11 protein-coding genes and 1 tRNA gene are annotated in these 14,795 nt (G+C 71.9%); 5 read left to right on the top strand and 7 right to left on the bottom strand.

Annotated features, from left to right (window positions below; translation table 11 throughout):
* From ACFHWE_RS20300 to ACFHWE_RS20285, 4 genes are all read right to left on the bottom strand, one after another.
* The coding region (locus ACFHWE_RS20300) for a hypothetical protein (protein WP_416603295.1) at positions 1-2,398 on the bottom strand (2,398 nt) is incomplete at its 3' end.
* The gene (locus ACFHWE_RS20295; RefSeq protein WP_416603294.1) at positions 2,391-3,752 is read right to left on the bottom strand and encodes a lipase/acyltransferase domain-containing protein; all 1,362 of its coding nucleotides are present in this window, start codon (positions 3,750-3,752) and stop codon (positions 2,391-2,393) included. The genes ACFHWE_RS20300 and ACFHWE_RS20295, both read right to left, overlap by 8 nt.
* Positions 3,753-4,239: 487 nt before the next feature.
* Positions 4,240-4,312: transfer RNA gene (locus ACFHWE_RS20290), tRNA-Arg, on the bottom strand.
* A gap of 540 nt (positions 4,313-4,852) precedes the next feature.
* Entirely contained in the window at positions 4,853-5,359 is a 507-nt protein-coding gene (locus ACFHWE_RS20285) for a hypothetical protein (protein ID WP_416603293.1), read from the bottom strand.
* Between the two features lie 247 nt (positions 5,360-5,606).
* Here ACFHWE_RS20285 and ACFHWE_RS20280 point away from each other — a divergent pair, with 247 nt between their 5' ends.
* The gene (locus ACFHWE_RS20280; protein ID WP_028648747.1) at positions 5,607-6,047 is read left to right on the top strand and encodes an NfeD family protein; all 441 of its coding nucleotides are present in this window, start codon (positions 5,607-5,609) and stop codon (positions 6,045-6,047) included.
* A gap of 71 nt (positions 6,048-6,118) precedes the next feature.
* Complete coding sequence (locus tag ACFHWE_RS20275) at positions 6,119-7,195, top strand: SPFH domain-containing protein (RefSeq protein ID WP_416603292.1); 1,077 nt, start codon at positions 6,119-6,121, stop codon at positions 7,193-7,195.
* A 3-nt stretch (positions 7,196-7,198) separates the two neighbouring features.
* Here the strand turns inward: ACFHWE_RS20275 and ACFHWE_RS20270 are convergent, their stop codons facing one another.
* A complete protein-coding gene (locus ACFHWE_RS20270) occupies positions 7,199-8,164 on the bottom strand; it encodes a quinone oxidoreductase family protein (protein WP_416603291.1) in 966 nt (321 codons plus the stop codon).
* A 58-nt stretch (positions 8,165-8,222) separates the two neighbouring features.
* Positions 8,223-10,013, bottom strand: a complete 1,791-nt coding sequence (locus tag ACFHWE_RS20265; protein ID WP_416603290.1) for a serine/threonine-protein kinase — start codon at positions 10,011-10,013, stop codon at positions 8,223-8,225.
* A gap of 235 nt (positions 10,014-10,248) precedes the next feature.
* Here ACFHWE_RS20265 and ACFHWE_RS20260 point away from each other — a divergent pair, with 235 nt between their 5' ends.
* On the top strand, positions 10,249-10,518 hold the full coding sequence (locus tag ACFHWE_RS20260; RefSeq protein WP_416603288.1) for a DUF6504 family protein: 270 nt from the start codon (positions 10,249-10,251) through the stop codon (positions 10,516-10,518).
* A 13-nt stretch (positions 10,519-10,531) separates the two neighbouring features.
* Here ACFHWE_RS20260 and ACFHWE_RS20255 read toward each other — a convergent pair whose 3' ends face one another.
* Positions 10,532-11,110: a GNAT family N-acetyltransferase gene (locus ACFHWE_RS20255; RefSeq protein WP_416603287.1), complete on the bottom strand. Its 579-nt coding sequence runs from the start codon at positions 11,108-11,110 to the stop codon at positions 10,532-10,534.
* A 246-nt stretch (positions 11,111-11,356) separates the two neighbouring features.
* Here ACFHWE_RS20255 and cobT point away from each other — a divergent pair, with 246 nt between their 5' ends.
* Positions 11,357-13,258, top strand: a complete 1,902-nt coding sequence (gene cobT, locus ACFHWE_RS20250) for a nicotinate-nucleotide--dimethylbenzimidazole phosphoribosyltransferase (protein ID WP_416603285.1) — start codon at positions 11,357-11,359, stop codon at positions 13,256-13,258.
* Between the two features lie 208 nt (positions 13,259-13,466).
* Entirely contained in the window at positions 13,467-14,747 is a 1,281-nt protein-coding gene (gene cobA, locus ACFHWE_RS20245; RefSeq protein WP_416603284.1) for a uroporphyrinogen-III C-methyltransferase, read from the top strand.
* Positions 14,748-14,795 lie beyond the last annotated feature (48 nt).

Raw genomic sequence — 14,795 nt, 5'->3', positions numbered from 1 at the left:
CGGCTTCGTGTGCGGGGGCGAGGGCTTCCTCGCGCCGCCCCACCTCGGCCAGGCCGATGGCGAGGGTGTTCAGTGCTGCGGCCAGGTTGGGGAGGTAGGCGGCGGGGGCTTGGTCGGCCAGGGTGCGGTAGAGGTCGGCGGCTTCGTGTGCGGGGGCGAGGGCTTCCTCGCGCCGCCCCACCTCGGCCAGGCCGATGGCGAGGGTGTTCAGCGCCATGGCCAGGTCGGGGAGGAACGTCTCGGGGTAGCGTTCCGCGATCTCACGCAGCACGGACACTCCCGTGTACCCGGCTTCCTGGACATGCCCGACCAGGTGCGAGCGCAGGTAGCGGGGCAGCGCCTCGGGGGAGTCCTCCCCGGCCGCGTCCAGGATCTCCCCCGCCAGCCCGACGAGCGTGGCGGTGACGGCTTCCTGTGGCGCAGCAGCGCCACTGGTAGGGGTGGCTGCGCGCAGGTGCTGGACGAACTCCTGGTGGAAGAGCCGGTAGAGGGGCTGGGTGCCGTCGCCGTCCTCGATGATGTAGCGGCGGAACAGGGGCAGGCACTGTTCGGCGTCCGCCCGCGCGAAGGAGCGGTCGGGGCGGAGCGTGGCGGCGATCGTGTACCAGATGTCCTCGGGCACGCCCCGCCCCTGCCCCCACGCCAGGGCTGTGAGCAGCGTGCGCGGTACCAGCGGGTCGGCCGCCTGGGCCGACAGCGCGGTGATGTCGGCTTCGAACGCCTGGGCGGCCGTGGCGGGCAGATCGTCCAGCCACGCGGCGGGAGCCCTGCGCGAGAGCCAGTCGGCGGTGATGCGGGCGAACAGGAACCCGCCGTCGTCCTCACCGCCGGGAACGGCCAGCGCCTGGACCGCGGCGTGGACCTGTTCGGCGCTGGCCTCCTCGACGCGGCCCAGCCTGCGGGTGAGGTAGCGGCGGATGTCCGCACCGGTCGAGTCCTGCTCGGCCAGGTCCAGGCAGGTGAACGGGCGGGCCGAGACGCCCTGCTGGGCGAACAGGTCCCGCAGGCGCCGGTAGACGCGCTGCGGCTGGTCGTCCTCTCCGCGGTCCTGCACCAGGATGTTCATCGGACGCGAGGCGAGCAGCACCCGCAGTACTCCGGACAGCGGCTGGACGAGCTCCCTCACCAGGTCCTTGCCGGGGTCGTCGGAGGATGCCTCGTCCAAGCCGTCGAGGACGACGAGGGGGGCAACCTCCCACGGTGTCTTCTTGAGCGCGGAGAGAAGGTCGGTGGGGTTGTCGGGCTCTGCGACTCCGAACGCCTTCGCTAGCTCCTTGGCGATCCCGTGCGCGTCCAGACCACGCAGGTGCAGGGTGGTGTACACCGACCCCTCGCCCGGGTCGGGGGAGGCGGCGTCCCACCCGGGGGTGTCCATGACCTGGGTGCGAGTCTCGGGGTTGGACAGCGCTGCGATATGACCGACTACTGCGGACTTGCCGCTCCCGGCCGGGCCGGTGAGCAGGCACAGGCCGGGTGTGGTGTCGGCCATCCACGTGGTGATCTGCTCCAGCACCGTGCGGCGGCCGGTGAAGAACCACTCGTCGGCATCGATGCTCCCCCCTGAGCGGGCGGCCTCGGCCAAATGGGCGTCGATCAGGCGCGGACGCCCCGGCCCACTCCAGCGGGGGTTGAGGAACATCGGTTCGGCGAATCCGGCCCTGACAGGCACCGGTTTGCTGTCGGCGGGCCCGAGCCAGGCGCGGCCGACCGCGTTTATCAGATCCTCTCCGGTCAGGAACTTGGTTTTCGGGGACCAGAGGATGCTGTAGCGGTCGTCCGACCCTGGTTCCAGGCCGTGTTCGAGCAGGTGGTTGATGGTGTCGATCAGTGCGCCCTCGCCCTGGGCGCGCTCGTGGGGCCAGCAGCTGGCGATGCAGCCCAGCCAGGAGTGGGGGGCGCCCTGGGGCTGGGAGGTGCCCTCGAGCCGTTCCATTTCCTGGTGGATCTGGTCGGCGACACCGTCACCGGAGTAGCAGGTGTCGATGACGACCAGCCGCTGGTAGGGGACGGGGACGGGGTCGTTGGCCGCGTCGGTGCGGGCGGTGAGGTATCCGGTCAGGGCCGAGAGCGGGATGTGGCGGGGTGTGCCTGCTGCGGTCGCTCCGGTGAGGATGAGCCGCGGTCCGCTGGCGGCGTGCCCCGACCAGACGAGCACGGCGGGCCCGCGGTCCCGTTCACGGCGCCACCGGGCCGCCCATTGTTCGCAGGCGTCTTCCACATCGTCGGCACTGGCGGGGTCGGCCACCACCGTGGGCGTGTACCCCCCGCTGCCGAGCAGTTCGGCGAGTTTCTCCACCTGCGGCACGGCTGTGGGAAGTTCATCGTAGGCCTCGGAAGTGTAGTGGCCCACCCCGAAGGCCAGCAGAGACGTGGATTCGGGCAGTTCCTGGTCAGGCATGGGCAGCCTCCGCATCGGTGACCAGCAGCAGGTGGGTGACGGCCGAGTCGCGGTCGGAGCGCACTCCGACCCGGAGCCGGTAGGCGCCGGGGGCCAGGTCGCGGAAGGTGGCGCTGTAGCGGCCGTTTCCCAGGTTGCTCAGCGGGCGCGGGGTACTGTCGTCTGTGTCCTGGCCTGCTGGGGTGAGAGTCGCCTCCACACGCAGCTCCTCGTCCTGACTACTGGCCTGCACGGTCAGTGGTGTACCGGGTGTGACCAGGTCGGGGGCCGCCACCCCCAGGTCGTTGCGGCTTGCGCCTCGGTAGCTTTTGTCCTTGGCGGTCAGACACGTCCAGATCTGGTCGCGCACCGATCTGCGGTTCTGCAGCGAACCGTGCTGTTCGGCGTGGCCGATCTCCGGGGTCGCGGAGCCCTCGGGGCGGGCCGCGAAGCGGGCCACCCTCCCGTCCCCGGCCGGAACGTCCCCGTCGATCGTCCGGGAAGCGGTCAGCTTCTCCCCCTCCAGGTGTCCGGTGACCGCGGTGGGCTGTTTCTGGCCCACGATGGCGTAGTGGGTGTAGGAGGCGTTGTCGGCCCGCATCTCCTCGTGCAGACGCGCGGCGTCCTCCATCAGGTGCGGGTCGAGGCCGGGCAGGGCGACCGAGTGGGCGTCCACACGCTCCCCGTCCTGGACCAGGCACCGGTAGGCGGGGGTGAGCTGGTGCAGCGAGGGCAGCGAGCGCGCCACGGCGGTCAAACCGGACAACCGCTTGCCGTTCACCAGGTTGGTGAGTGCGTCGAACGAGCCCTGGAAGGGAGTGCCCAGGGTGATGACCGACCGGGTGGGGACCGGGTCGGGCAGGTTGTTGAGGCTGTAGTGGGCGATCAGTCCGCCCATCGAGTGGCACAGGAACACCACCTGGGCGTCGCGGTTGCCGGAGTGGTGGCCGCGCCAGCCTTCCAGCGCGAGCTGTGCTGTGCGTTGGAGTTCTCGGGCGTTGTAGCGGATGGACAGCCGCCAGTCGTAGGGGAAGGCGACCAGGTTCCCGGGCCTCTCGCGTGTGGCCGGCTGGAGGGTGAACTCCCGTTGCAGCCAGGCGAAGAGGTTGCGGTAGCCGTCCACGCCGGGGCCTATGTGGGGCAGCAGGTGCAGGTCCTGCATCAGGCCGGTGGCGCTCACGCCGTCGCCGGGGTGGTCATCGCCGATATCCGTGGGCAGGGTCAGCTGTCGTGCTGATCTGCCGAAGGTGGTGATTCCCTGCAGGAGGGCCGGTCCGGACAGGCCCCAGACCTCTTTGCCGTCCTTGTCGGCCAGGCGGCTGCCGAGGATGCCGGGGACCACGATCACGACGTCGTTGACTTGTGCGCGCTGCACGCCTGTCTCTTCCTGGTGTAGGGGGCGGGGGTGCAGGGGGATGCGGGTGCTGCTCAGTGGCGGGTGTGGCTGCTGCCCGGCCACGGGGGCGCCGTTGGCGCGGTGCTGTGCCTGCCTGACCGAGCGGAGGTCGGCAGCGGCCCGGGGTGTGTGGCTGTTGCGTGCCCCAGGGGGTGATGCCATCGGATTATGGCGTGTTCAATCCCCTGGGGGAAGGGGTTTTGGTGAATGGGCCGGATGCGGCCGCTGTGCGGCCACGGGCCCCGCAGGCCGGGAGGGCCGGTCCGGTGGCGGCTGTGGGGCGCTGGCGGGCGGACACGGCCCGCTATCCGTCAGGCCAAGGGCAGGCAAAATGCTCCGCCCTGGAGGGCCGCTGCTCGACGGACCTTGTACTGGGGAGCACACGGGGAGCACACATGGCCCCTGAAGGGGGTCTCGCGCCTCGTCTGTTCGACTCGCACACCCGGTCTGACCTGGGGTTTTGCGGCGCACCCGGCAGGATTCGAACCTGCGGCCATCGGATTAGAAGTCCGGTGCTCTATCCACTGAGCTACGGGTGCCTGTTCAGTTGTCGCCCGGGTTCGGCTGGGCCGACCGCGGACTGGGGATGGTGGACGGGGGCTGGTCGGCGGCCTGTGACCGGGGATCCCCGTGTCGTGGCGCCGACAGCGTCCCGGGTAGACATACTAGGGTATTTGTCGGATCTCGCCCACAGTCGGGCAAAATCTGACCAACTACGGTCATTCGTAGATGGTTCCCGTAACCACTCTTGCTCCACCAAACCGGTCGCTTCGGAGCACGTGCACCACGTTACCGGTGATTAACTCCCGGTGTGGTGCTGCTGCGCTGGCGTTTCGCGAAGTCCGGTGGCGTGGTTTCGGGCGGCCCCGGGATCAGAACATCCACCACTGTCCCGCGAAGAGGGCCATCACGACCAGCGCGACCAGCATCCGCTTCTCCCTCACACCGACTGTAGAACGCTCTAGGTGTATGGACGAAGACACTGGGTGGTAAACGCTGGTTTGCTGCGGTTTGAAGGTGTTTGATGCCGTGTTGACGGGCCGGTCGGCCGTCTCGGGCGGGACGGCCGACCGAGGGCGCTACGCGGCCAGGTTGCGTGCGTAGTTGACCTGCTCATTGATCTGCTGGGACATGGCCGGGTGCGAGACCGGGATGCTCGTCGCGTGGTAGTGGCCGTGCCCCTGCACGGTCACCTGGATGTGCCCGGTCGTCTTGTGCTCCTTGACCAGGAGGAAGAGCAGGCCGAGCAGGCAGGTCCACCAGAACACCAGGATCGCGACGACGATGGCCCAGGCCGGAGTGGTGGTCTCCGTGCGGCTCATGTCGGTGACCGTCCACACCGTGCTGTTGATGGGGAAGCGTCCGGCCGGGGTGATCACCAGGTTCTGGGTGATCGCGATGTCCCCGATCGTGGTGAGGAGCGTTTCGTCGGGGGTGGGCACGGGGGCGCCCGGCTGGTAGCCGCCCTGGTAGGGCTCGATGGCGCCGCCCGCGTACGGGTCCGGGGGAGGAGGGCCCCAGCCGGGGTTGTGGCCGCTGGGCTGCTGCCACGGGTCGCCCGGGTGGGGGTTGGGGTACTGGTTCATGAGCAGATTCTGTCAAAGCCCACGGGTCCGTCAGTGACTAACACGTTCACACGCGATGATCGATCCCTGATGGGACGTTATGTGCGGTGATGTCGGTGGCCGGATGTGGCCATCTTTGCTCTCGCCGACCTCGTGAGCGCTTCCGGGGCGTGCGGAAACGCTTTCTATGAGCGGTAAAGGGTGCTACGTCGGGCTTGTGTGGGTAGCGTAGGAATGACCCGATCCTTTGCGGGAGGGCCGTGGAACCATGCCCGACTGGCTGATGTGGACGATCCTCGCCGTCGCCCTCGGTGTCGCCGAGGTCTTCACCCTGACCTTCGTACTGGGCCTCGTCGCCGTCGCGGCACTGGTCGCCGCGCTCCTGGGGGCCCTCGGGCTGCCCGTGGCCGTACAGGTCATCGGGTTCGCGGCGACCTCGGCCGCCGGGATCGTCCTGGTCCGCCCGATCATCCAGCGCCAACTGGCCCGCGGCCCCGACACCCGCTCGGGCGCCGACGCCCTCGTGGGCCGATCCGGCCTCGTCCTGCGGGAGGTCGACGGCGACCGGGGGCTGATCAAGCTCTCCGGAGAGGAGTGGTCGGCACGGTGTATCGACGAGGACCTGGTCATCCCGGTCGGCACGCACGTCGACGTCATGGAGATCGACGGCGCCACCGCCGTGGTCTATCCGCGCGAGGCCCTGCCCTAGATCCGCGCGGCGGCTCCCGCCGGCTGTGAACGGCCCCGTTCCCCTAAGCCAAGCCAAGGTCAGGTACGGACATGATCGAATCGGCACTTCCCTTCGTCATCCTCGCGGTCGCGCTGGTGCTCCTCGCCCTGTCGGCGATCCGCATCGTCCCGCAGGCGCGCGCCTACAACATCGAGCGCTTCGGCCGCTACACCAGGACGCTCACCCCGGGGCTGAACTTCATCATCCCGGGCGTCGACCGCGTCAACACCAAGTTCGACCTGCGCGAACACGTCTTCAGTTCCAGGCCGCAGCCGGTGATCACCGAGGACAACCTGGTGGTCAACATCGACACCGTCCTCTACTACCAGATCACCCGGCCCAAGGACGCGGCCTACGAGGTCGCCAACTTCCTCCAGGCCATCGACCAGCTCACCGTCACCACGTTGCGCAACGTCATCGGCTCCATGGACCTCGAACGCACCCTCACCTCGCGGGAGGAGATCAACACCCGGCTGCGCGGGGTCCTGGACGACACCACCGGAAAGTGGGGCATCCGCGTCAACCGGGTCGAGATCAAGGCGATCGACCCGCCTCCCAGCATCAAGGAGGCCATGGAGAAGCAGATGCGCGCCGACCGGGACAAGCGCGCCGCGGTCCTGCACGCCGAGGGGGAGCGCCAGGCCCGAATCCTCAAGGCGGAGGGCGCCCGCCAGCAGGCGATCCTGGAGGCGCAGGGCGACCAGCAGGCCGCCATTTTGCGCGCCGACGGTGAGGCCAAGGCGATCGAGCGCGTGTTCCAGGCCGTGCACGCCAACGACGCCGACGCCAAACTGCTGGCCTACAAGTACCTGGAGACGCTGCCGTCCCTGGCCCAGGGGGAGGGCAACACGTTCTGGGTCATCCCCGGCGAGCTCACCGAGGCGGTCAAGAACGTCACCCACGCCTTCTCCGGGGAGGCTGCGGCCAAGCCCTCCACGGAGAAGGAGCCGGGGCGCGCCGATACCGGCCCGGCACAGATTACGGCGGACGGGGGCGTGCACTCCCGGTCGGAACTGGCTGCGGAGGAGGCCGCCGAGGCGGCGGAGCGGGCGGTCGCCGACGCGCGCGGCGATGCCGCGCGGGCCGGCGGTGCCGGGACGTTCCCGCAGCAGCGCGAGGAGCCGTAGCGCTCAGACGAGCAGGAGCTTGCCGGAGGTCGCACGGGACGCCAGGTCGGTGTGGGCCCGGGCGGCCTCGGCCAGCGGGTAGCGCCCGCCGATCCGCACGTCCAGGCGTCCCGCCTCGACGAGCCGGAACAGGTTGCCGGCCCGGCCGAGGAGTTCATCGCGGTCGGCGACGAAGTGGCCCAGCGAGGGCCGGGCGAGGTACACCGATCCCGCGCTGTTGAGCCGCTGCGGGTCCACCGGATCCACCGGGCCGCTGGACTGGCCGAACAGGGCCAGCACGCCGCGCGGGCGCAGTGACGCCAGGCTCGCCTCGAAGGTGTCGCGGCCCACGCCGTCGTAGACCGCGGCCGCGCCCTCGCCGCCGGTCAGCTCGCGGACCGCCTCGGCCACCGGTGTCTCGGTGTAGCGGATGACCTCGTCCGCCCCGGCTTCGCGGGCGATGCGCTCTTTCTCTTCGGTGGAGACCGTGCCGATCACCCGGGCGCCGCGCTCCTTGGCGAGCTGGGTGAGGAGCAGGCCGGTCCCTCCGGCGGCGGCGTGGACCAGGACGGTCTCGCCGTCGGCCACCGGGTGTACGGAGTGGGTGAGGTAGTGGGCGGTCATACCCTGGAGCAGCAGCGCGGCGGCTTGGTCGTCGGAGACGCCGTCGGGCAGCGGGACGAGGAGGGAGGCGTCGACCGCGGCCTTCTCCGCGTAGCCGCCGGGGGCCATCGCCCAGCCCACGCGCTGCCCCGGGGCCAGGCCGGTGACGCCCTCGCCCACGGCGGTGACCGTTCCGGCGGCCTCCACGCCCGGGACGAAGGGCAGCGGGACCTTGTAGGCGCCGCTGCGCTGGTAGACGTCGATGAAGTTGATGCCGCGGGAGGCCACCTCGACCAGGGCCTGGCCCGGTCCCGGCACGGGGTCGGGGGCTTCGGTGAGCCGCAGCACCTCGGGTCCGCCCTGTTCCTCGACGACGATGGCGCGCATGGTCTGCTCCTTCGCTGGGTCCGGCGTCCCCCGCATCATGCCAGCCCGCGCCGCCGCCTCACGGCTCGGGGAGGATCTCGTGGACGGAGAACTCGGTGAAGAGAACGCCGAGCGGGGTGTTGTCGGGGCCCTTGCGGGTGACGATGCCGACACGCCGGCTGCCCTCGGCGTCCTCGGCGCTGTCCGGGAGCGGGTTGTCGTCGACCGTCTCCAGGGCGAACTCGTCGTTGACCCACAGGCGCAGTCGCATGCTCGCCCCCTGGTCGGAGTACTCGCAGGCGAAGGCGATGGAGTTGGCGGTCAGCGCGTCGACCTCGTCGGCCCCGATCCCGTAGGGGTCGCCGCCCGCTCCGGGCCCCTCCTCCGTGTACAGGGCGTAGGGCCGGTAACCGGACACCTCGTGGGTCTCCACGAGCGCGGAGCTGCCGCCGTTCTCGGTGACCTTGCGGATCTCCGCCCGCTGACCGTCGTAGCGCAGCAGCGCCTCGTACTGGGTGCGCTGCTCCTCGCCGTCGGTGTCCCAGCAGCGCACGCCGAACACGGCCTGGGCGGGTCCTTCGACCACATGCGCCGTGGTGCGTACGAGCACCGAGGGCGGCATCTCGCCGAGGCCCGGAACGAGCTCGCCCCTGCTGGTTTCGGAGGTGCGCTCGGGGTCCAGGCGCAGCACGACGCCGCGCCCGCTCCAGTAGCCGTCCCAGTCGAGGGAGTCCTCCGGCTCGAATTCCCTGAGGCTCCAGCCGGGCGCGTCGGCGAAGTCGTCGGTGTAGAGGGAGACGGTGTCGGTCGGCGGCGGGTCCTCGCCGAGCAGGGCCGCCGCCGTCGCCGCGGCCACGGTGAGCGCGACGGCGGCCGCGCCGAGGGAGAGCAGGAGCGCGGGGCGCCGCCTGCGCCTGCGTACGGGCCGGGGGCCGGGGTCGGGCGGCGGGGGCGGCAGCCGGGCCCTGTCGTGCACCGGGCCGACGGGGGCGGCCTGGGGCCAGGAGACGGTGATGGTGCGGCGCACCTCCTCCTCCCCGGGCTGTTCCTGGCCGACGAGCCGGGCGAGGAGCTGCTGGGCGGTGGGCCGGTTGGCGGGGTTCTTGTCGAGCGCGGCGCCGACCAGGCCGAGCAGGTTTGGCTCCAGCCCCTCCAGTGAGGGCGGGGTGCTGACGATGTTGTGCAGCACGGCGTGCACGGTGGGGGCGTCGAAGGGCGCTCTGCCCCGGCCGGCGTAGGCGACCAGGCAGCCCCAGGCGAAGACGTCCGCGGCGGGCGCGGGGGCCTGCCCGGCCAGCAGTTCCGGTGCCATGTAGGCGGGGGTGCCGATGAGCTGGCTGGTGCGGGTGGCGCCGGTGTCGTCGAGGGCGCGGGCGATCCCGAAGTCGATGACCTTGGGTCCGACGGGGGAGAGCAGCACGTTGGAGGGCTTGAGGTCGCGGTGGACCACGTTGGAGCCGTGGATGGCGGTGAGCGCGGCCGCCACACCCACGGCCAGGCCCTCCAGGGTGCCGCCGTGCATGGGGCCGTTGGCGCGGACCGTCTGGTCGAGGTTGGGGCCGGGGACGTACTCGGAGACGATGAAGAGCGGTTCGCCCTCCAACCGGGCGTCGATCACCCCGGCGGTGGAGAAGCGCGCGACGCGCCTGGCGGCGTCGACCTCGCGGGCGAAGCGGCGGCGGAAGTCCTCGTCGTCGCTGAGGCCGGGGTGGATGAGTTTGACGGCGACGGGGCGGCCGGAGGGGTCCTCGGCCAGGTACACGACGCCCATGCCGCCCTGCCCGAGGCGGCCGAGGACGCGGTAGCCGCCGAGTTCGCGCGGGTCGCCCGCTTGCAGGGGTCTGCCGGTCTGCTGCCCGTTCGACGTCACGGTTGGGGGTTCCTTGCGTGGTGTGGATGGGTGGGGGGACTTCAGGGTACCGACGGCCGATCCGTGGGCGGACCTGCGGCGGTGCGGGGCGGCGCCGGGGCGGATGTGGCGGAAACGGTTCCACGCCCGTGGGGTTTTCGCTACTCTTGGAACACACGTTCGAATCCCTGTCCGTCCTTCCCCTGGGGGTTCCCGTGTGTGGAGTGGGGTCCGTCGATCACTGAGGGGGAGTGCCGTGAACCGGTGTTACGGGGCCGAGGTCGCGGTCGTCGAGGACGGCGGCCGTCCGTCGCGATTCACATGGAACGGCCGTGTGTACGGGGTGCGTAGGATCCTCGACCACTGGGTGACCCTGCGCATGGACTGGAGCCCGGTCCACGAGGCGCGGGTGCCAGAGCGGCGCCACTGGCGTGTGGAGGCGGGGGCGGTCTGTGCGCAGGGCGTGTACGAACTGCGCCATGACACCGCCAGCGGGACCTGGATGCTCTCGCGGGTCCGCGGTTGAGCGCGGGCCGTGGTCAGCGCTCCAGATCGGCGGGGATGAGGCTGTAGCAGGCCAGGTCGGTGCGGCCCTCGTGCAGGGGCATGGCGCTGCGTTCGATCCCCTCGAAGGTGAACCCGGACCGCTCGGCGACCCTGCGGGAGGCGGTGTTGGCCGTCGCGGCCTTCAGCTCCACCCGCTGGAAGCCCTGGTCGATCGCCCAGAGGGAGACGGCGACGGCGGCCTCGGTGGCGTAGCCGCGGCCGCGCGCCCAGGGGGCGAGCGTGTAGCCGAGTTCGGTGGCCATCGCCTGCCAGTCCGTGCGCAGCAGGCCGAACGCCCCGACCAGGCGGCCGGTGTCCCTCTCTGCGGCGGCCCAGTGCTGGCCGCCGCCGCTGGTGCGCAGGGCGGGGCCGTTCTCGCGGCACCAGCGCTCGGCGTCGGCGCGGGTGTAGGGTGCGCCGGGCCAGGGCAGGGGAACCCATCTCTGGGAGTCAGGGTCGGCCTGGAGCAGGTACACGTCGTCGATGTCGGAGTCGACGAACGCGCGCAGTCGCAGCCGCTCGGTCTCCAGGATCACGGAGGGCATCATCGGCCGTGAGGGGCGGTCGGGCATGCGCTGGTCGTCCTCGGGGTCGGTCGGTGGACCCGCACACATTACAAGACCGCAGTTCAGAAGGTGTCCCATTTTTGATCTACTTCGTAAAGATGAACTTTGTCCGAATTGTGAAATGATGTTCGCGCACGACCGGAGAAGCACGAGTCGGGGGACTCGTGCGGGAGGCGCGCACACCACGCACTACGCTTGCCGGTCGATGCCGAACCAGCACGAACCACGTACAGGCGCACCAGGGGGGCGTTCATGAGCGACGGCGACCGCGCGGACGCCCCGGGGGGCGGGTCCACCGCCTTCGGCGGCCTGCTGGACGGCCTGCCCGAGAGCGGACGCGGGACCGAGGCACGGCGTGCACGTCCCGCGGCGGCCAACCCCTTCCGCGGTACCGGCCCCTCCGGCGCTCCGCTGTCGGAGCCCGCCGAGGCTCTCGAACCGGTAGCTTCCCCGCAGCCGCAGCCGCAGCCGCAGCCGCAGCCGCAGCCGCAGCCGCCCCGCGAGGACCGGGTGTTCAGCGAACCCGAGCGCGCCGCCGTCTACCGGGCCATCGACACCGCGCGCGAGGTGCGCTCGGGCTTTCGCTCCGACCCCGTCCCCGACGACGTCCTCACCCGTGTTCTGGAGGCCGTCCACCGCGCACCGAGCGCCGACCGCGCCTGGGACTTCATCCTCGTCGAGGACACCCGGCTGCGCGAGCGGCTCCGCGACCTGGCGGCCGAACGGGGTGGGGACGGCGGCACCTCCGCCGGCGTCGCCCCCGAGGAGGTCCTGAGAGCGCCGCTGGCCATCGCCCTCACCGCCGACCCCGGGCGCGGCGCCCCGGGCACCGTGCGCTCCGCCGAACCCGTCCTGGAGCAGTTGCGGCTGGCCGCGCGCGCCGAGGGACTCGGCGTCGGCCGGGTGGACCGGGTGGAGGGGACCGACCTGGCCCGCGCCCTCGAACTCCCCGAATACCTGGACGTGGTCGCCTGCCTCTGTGTCGGCTACGTCGACGAGCCCTCCGCAGGGACGGGCTCCGAGGGCGAGCGCCCCCTGTCCTGGGCCGTGCACCGCGACCGCTTCGGCCGCCGCGGACTGCCCGGCCGCGAGCCCACGAGCCTGCTGGAGGAGACCGTCGCCGCCGTCGGAGCACTGGATCCCCGCGCGATGGAGCAGGCACGGGACCGGCAGAACCGCATGACCAAGCCCCCGGGCTCCCTGGGAGTGCTGGAGGAGGTGTCGGTCCGCCTCGCCGGACTGGCCGGGCAGTGCCCGCCCCCCGTGCCCGAACCCGCGGCCGTCGCGGTCTTCGCGGGAGACCATGGCGTCCACGCCCAGGGGGTGACGCCGTGGCCCCAGGAGGTGACCGCCCAGATGGTGGAGAACTTCCTCGCCGGGGGCGCGGTGGTCAACGCCTTCGCCCGGCAGACCGGGGCGAAGGTCACCGTCGTGGACGTGGGCGTGGCCGCCGACCTGCCGCGCGCCGAAGGCCTGCTGCCGCGCAAGGTCGCCCGGGGTACCGCCGACCTCACCCGGGGCCCGGCGATGACCCGCGAACGGGCGCTCCAGGCGCTGGAGAGCGGGATCGGGATCGCCCGGGACCTCGCCTCCGTCGGGAACCGCTGCCTGGTCACCGGTGACATGGGCATCGCCAACACCACCCCGTCGGCCGCCCTGGTCTGCGCCTTCACCGGTGCCTCCCCCGAGAGCGCGACCGGGCGGGGTACCGGCGTGGACGACGCCACGTACCGGCACAAGGTCTCCGTCGTCCGCCGTGCGCTGGAGGCCAACCCGGTGGACCCGGCCGACCCGGTCGGCACTCTCGCCGCCTTGGGCGGGCTGGAGCACGCCGCCCTGGCCGGGTTCGTCCTGGGCGCCGCCGCGCTGCGCGTCCCCGTGCTGCTCGACGGCGTCATCGCGGGTTCGGCCGCCCTCGCGGCGGTGGCCATGGCGCCGGAGGCGGTCCACGCATGCTTCGCCGGACACCGCTCCAGCGAGTCCGGGCACGGGCCCGCCCTGGAGCACCTGGGCCTGCGCCCGCTGGTGGACCTGGGCATGCGGCTGGGCGAGGGGTCCGGCGCGCTGCTGGCGCTGCCCATCCTCCAGGCCGCCGCGCGGACCCTGCACGAGGTCGCCACCTTCGACGACGCGGGCGTGTCCACCGCGGATTAGGCCCGACCGCCCGAAGACCTCCCGCCCCGGCGGGGCGGGGGCTGCGGCGCGTCTCACACACGCCGCGCCCCCACCGTTTACGCAGGTGTAATACCCGCTTGACAAGCTGTTCCACAGATCGCCGAACATCGCCGGCGGTGCGGCGCCCGCTGTCGCCGCGCACCCCGCCGCCGTCGGGGCCGGCGGGCACGACGGAAGGGGCGCGACCGTGACGTATCTGCTTGGTTTGCGCATGATGGACCGCGAGGTTCTCGTGGTCGGAGGAGGCAGGGTCGCCCAGCGCCGGGTGCCCGTCCTGGTGGACGCCGGTGCGCGCGTCACTCTCGTGGCGCCGGCCGTGGCGGCCGCGCTGGAGGACCTGGCCGCCGCAGGGCACATCACGTGGGAGCGCCGCACCTTCGCCCCCGGCGAGGTCGCGGGCCCCGACGCTCCCGCCTACTGGCTGGTCCACGCCGCCACCGACGACCCGCAGGTGAACGCGGCCGTCGCCGAGGAGGCCGAGGGCGCCCGGGTGTGGTGCGTGCGCGCCGACGACCGGCACGCCTCCTCCGCCTGGACGCCGGCCTCCGGCAGCGCGGGCGGTGTCACCGTCGGCGTCGTGGCCTCCGGGGACCCGAGGCGGGCCGCGGGTCTGCGCGACGCCATCACCGACGGGCTCGCCGACGGCACGCTCGACGCCCGTCGCGGCCGCGAGCGCCACAGAGGGGTCGCCCTCGTCGGCGGCGGTCCCGGAGATCCCGGTCTGATCACGGTTCGCGGACAGCAACTGCTCTCCCAGGCCGACGTCGTGGTGGTGGACCGGCTCGCGCCCACCACGCTCCTGGACCGGCTTCCCGCGGACGTGGAGGTCATCGACGCCTCCAAGATCCCCTACGGGAGGTCGATGGCACAGGAGGCGATCAACGACGTCCTGGTCGACCGCGCCCTCAAGGGCCTGTTCGTGGTCCGGCTCAAGGGCGGCGACTCCTTCCTGTTCGGCAGGGGAGGGGAGGAGGCCGCCGCCTGTGCCGCCGCGGGCGTGCCCGTCATCGTGGTCCCCGGGGTCACCAGCGCGCTCGCCGCGCCCGCCAGCGCCGGCATCCCGGCCACCCACCGCGGGGTCTCCCAGGACCTGCACGTGGTCTCGGCGCACGTGGCGCCCGACGACGAGCGCTCCACCGTGGACTGGGAGGGCCTGGCCCGAGCCGGCGGCACGCTCGTCGTGCTCATGGGGGTCCAGCGGCTGGAGGCGATCGCCGAGGCGCTCGTCCGGTACGGCCGTTCCGCCGACACCCCCGCCGCCGTGGTCCAGGAAGCCACTTTGCCGGGACAGAGGACGGTCACGGGTACCCTTGCGGACATCGCCGACTCGGCCCGATCGGCTAGAGTGCGACCCCCGGCGGTGGTGATCATCGGAGAAGTGGTCAAAACAGCGCGGGATCTTGACATACTGCACACAGGGACCCAGTTCGAGACGCGTCGACTGGCGACCGGGCGCGATCTCCAGTGAGACCCCCGCGGGCGGCGCTCGATGTCTGTGCGGCGGGGGACCGTCAGC

This window comes from Nocardiopsis sp. LOL_012, assembly GCF_048060475.1.
Lineage (GTDB): Bacteria > Actinomycetota > Actinomycetes > Streptosporangiales > Streptosporangiaceae > Nocardiopsis.
The sequence above is the reverse complement of the archived record's forward strand: the minus strand, read 5'-3'. Positions and strand labels throughout refer to the sequence as shown.

Excerpts from the sequence above, each read along its gene's own strand:
- ACFHWE_RS20285 (WP_416603293.1), bottom strand. The coding sequence starts at position 5,359 with ATGAACCAGTACCCCAACCCCCACCCGGGCGACCCGTGGCAGCAGCCC.
- ACFHWE_RS20280 (WP_028648747.1), top strand. The coding sequence starts at position 5,607 with ATGCCCGACTGGCTGATGTGGACGATCCTCGCCGTCGCCCTCGGTGTC.
- ACFHWE_RS20275 (WP_416603292.1), top strand. The coding sequence starts at position 6,119 with ATGATCGAATCGGCACTTCCCTTCGTCATCCTCGCGGTCGCGCTGGTG.
- ACFHWE_RS20270 (WP_416603291.1), bottom strand. The coding sequence starts at position 8,164 with ATGCGCGCCATCGTCGTCGAGGAACAGGGCGGACCCGAGGTGCTGCGG.
- ACFHWE_RS20255 (WP_416603287.1), bottom strand. The coding sequence starts at position 11,110 with ATGCCCGACCGCCCCTCACGGCCGATGATGCCCTCCGTGATCCTGGAG.
- cobT (WP_416603285.1), top strand. The coding sequence starts at position 11,357 with ATGAGCGACGGCGACCGCGCGGACGCCCCGGGGGGCGGGTCCACCGCC.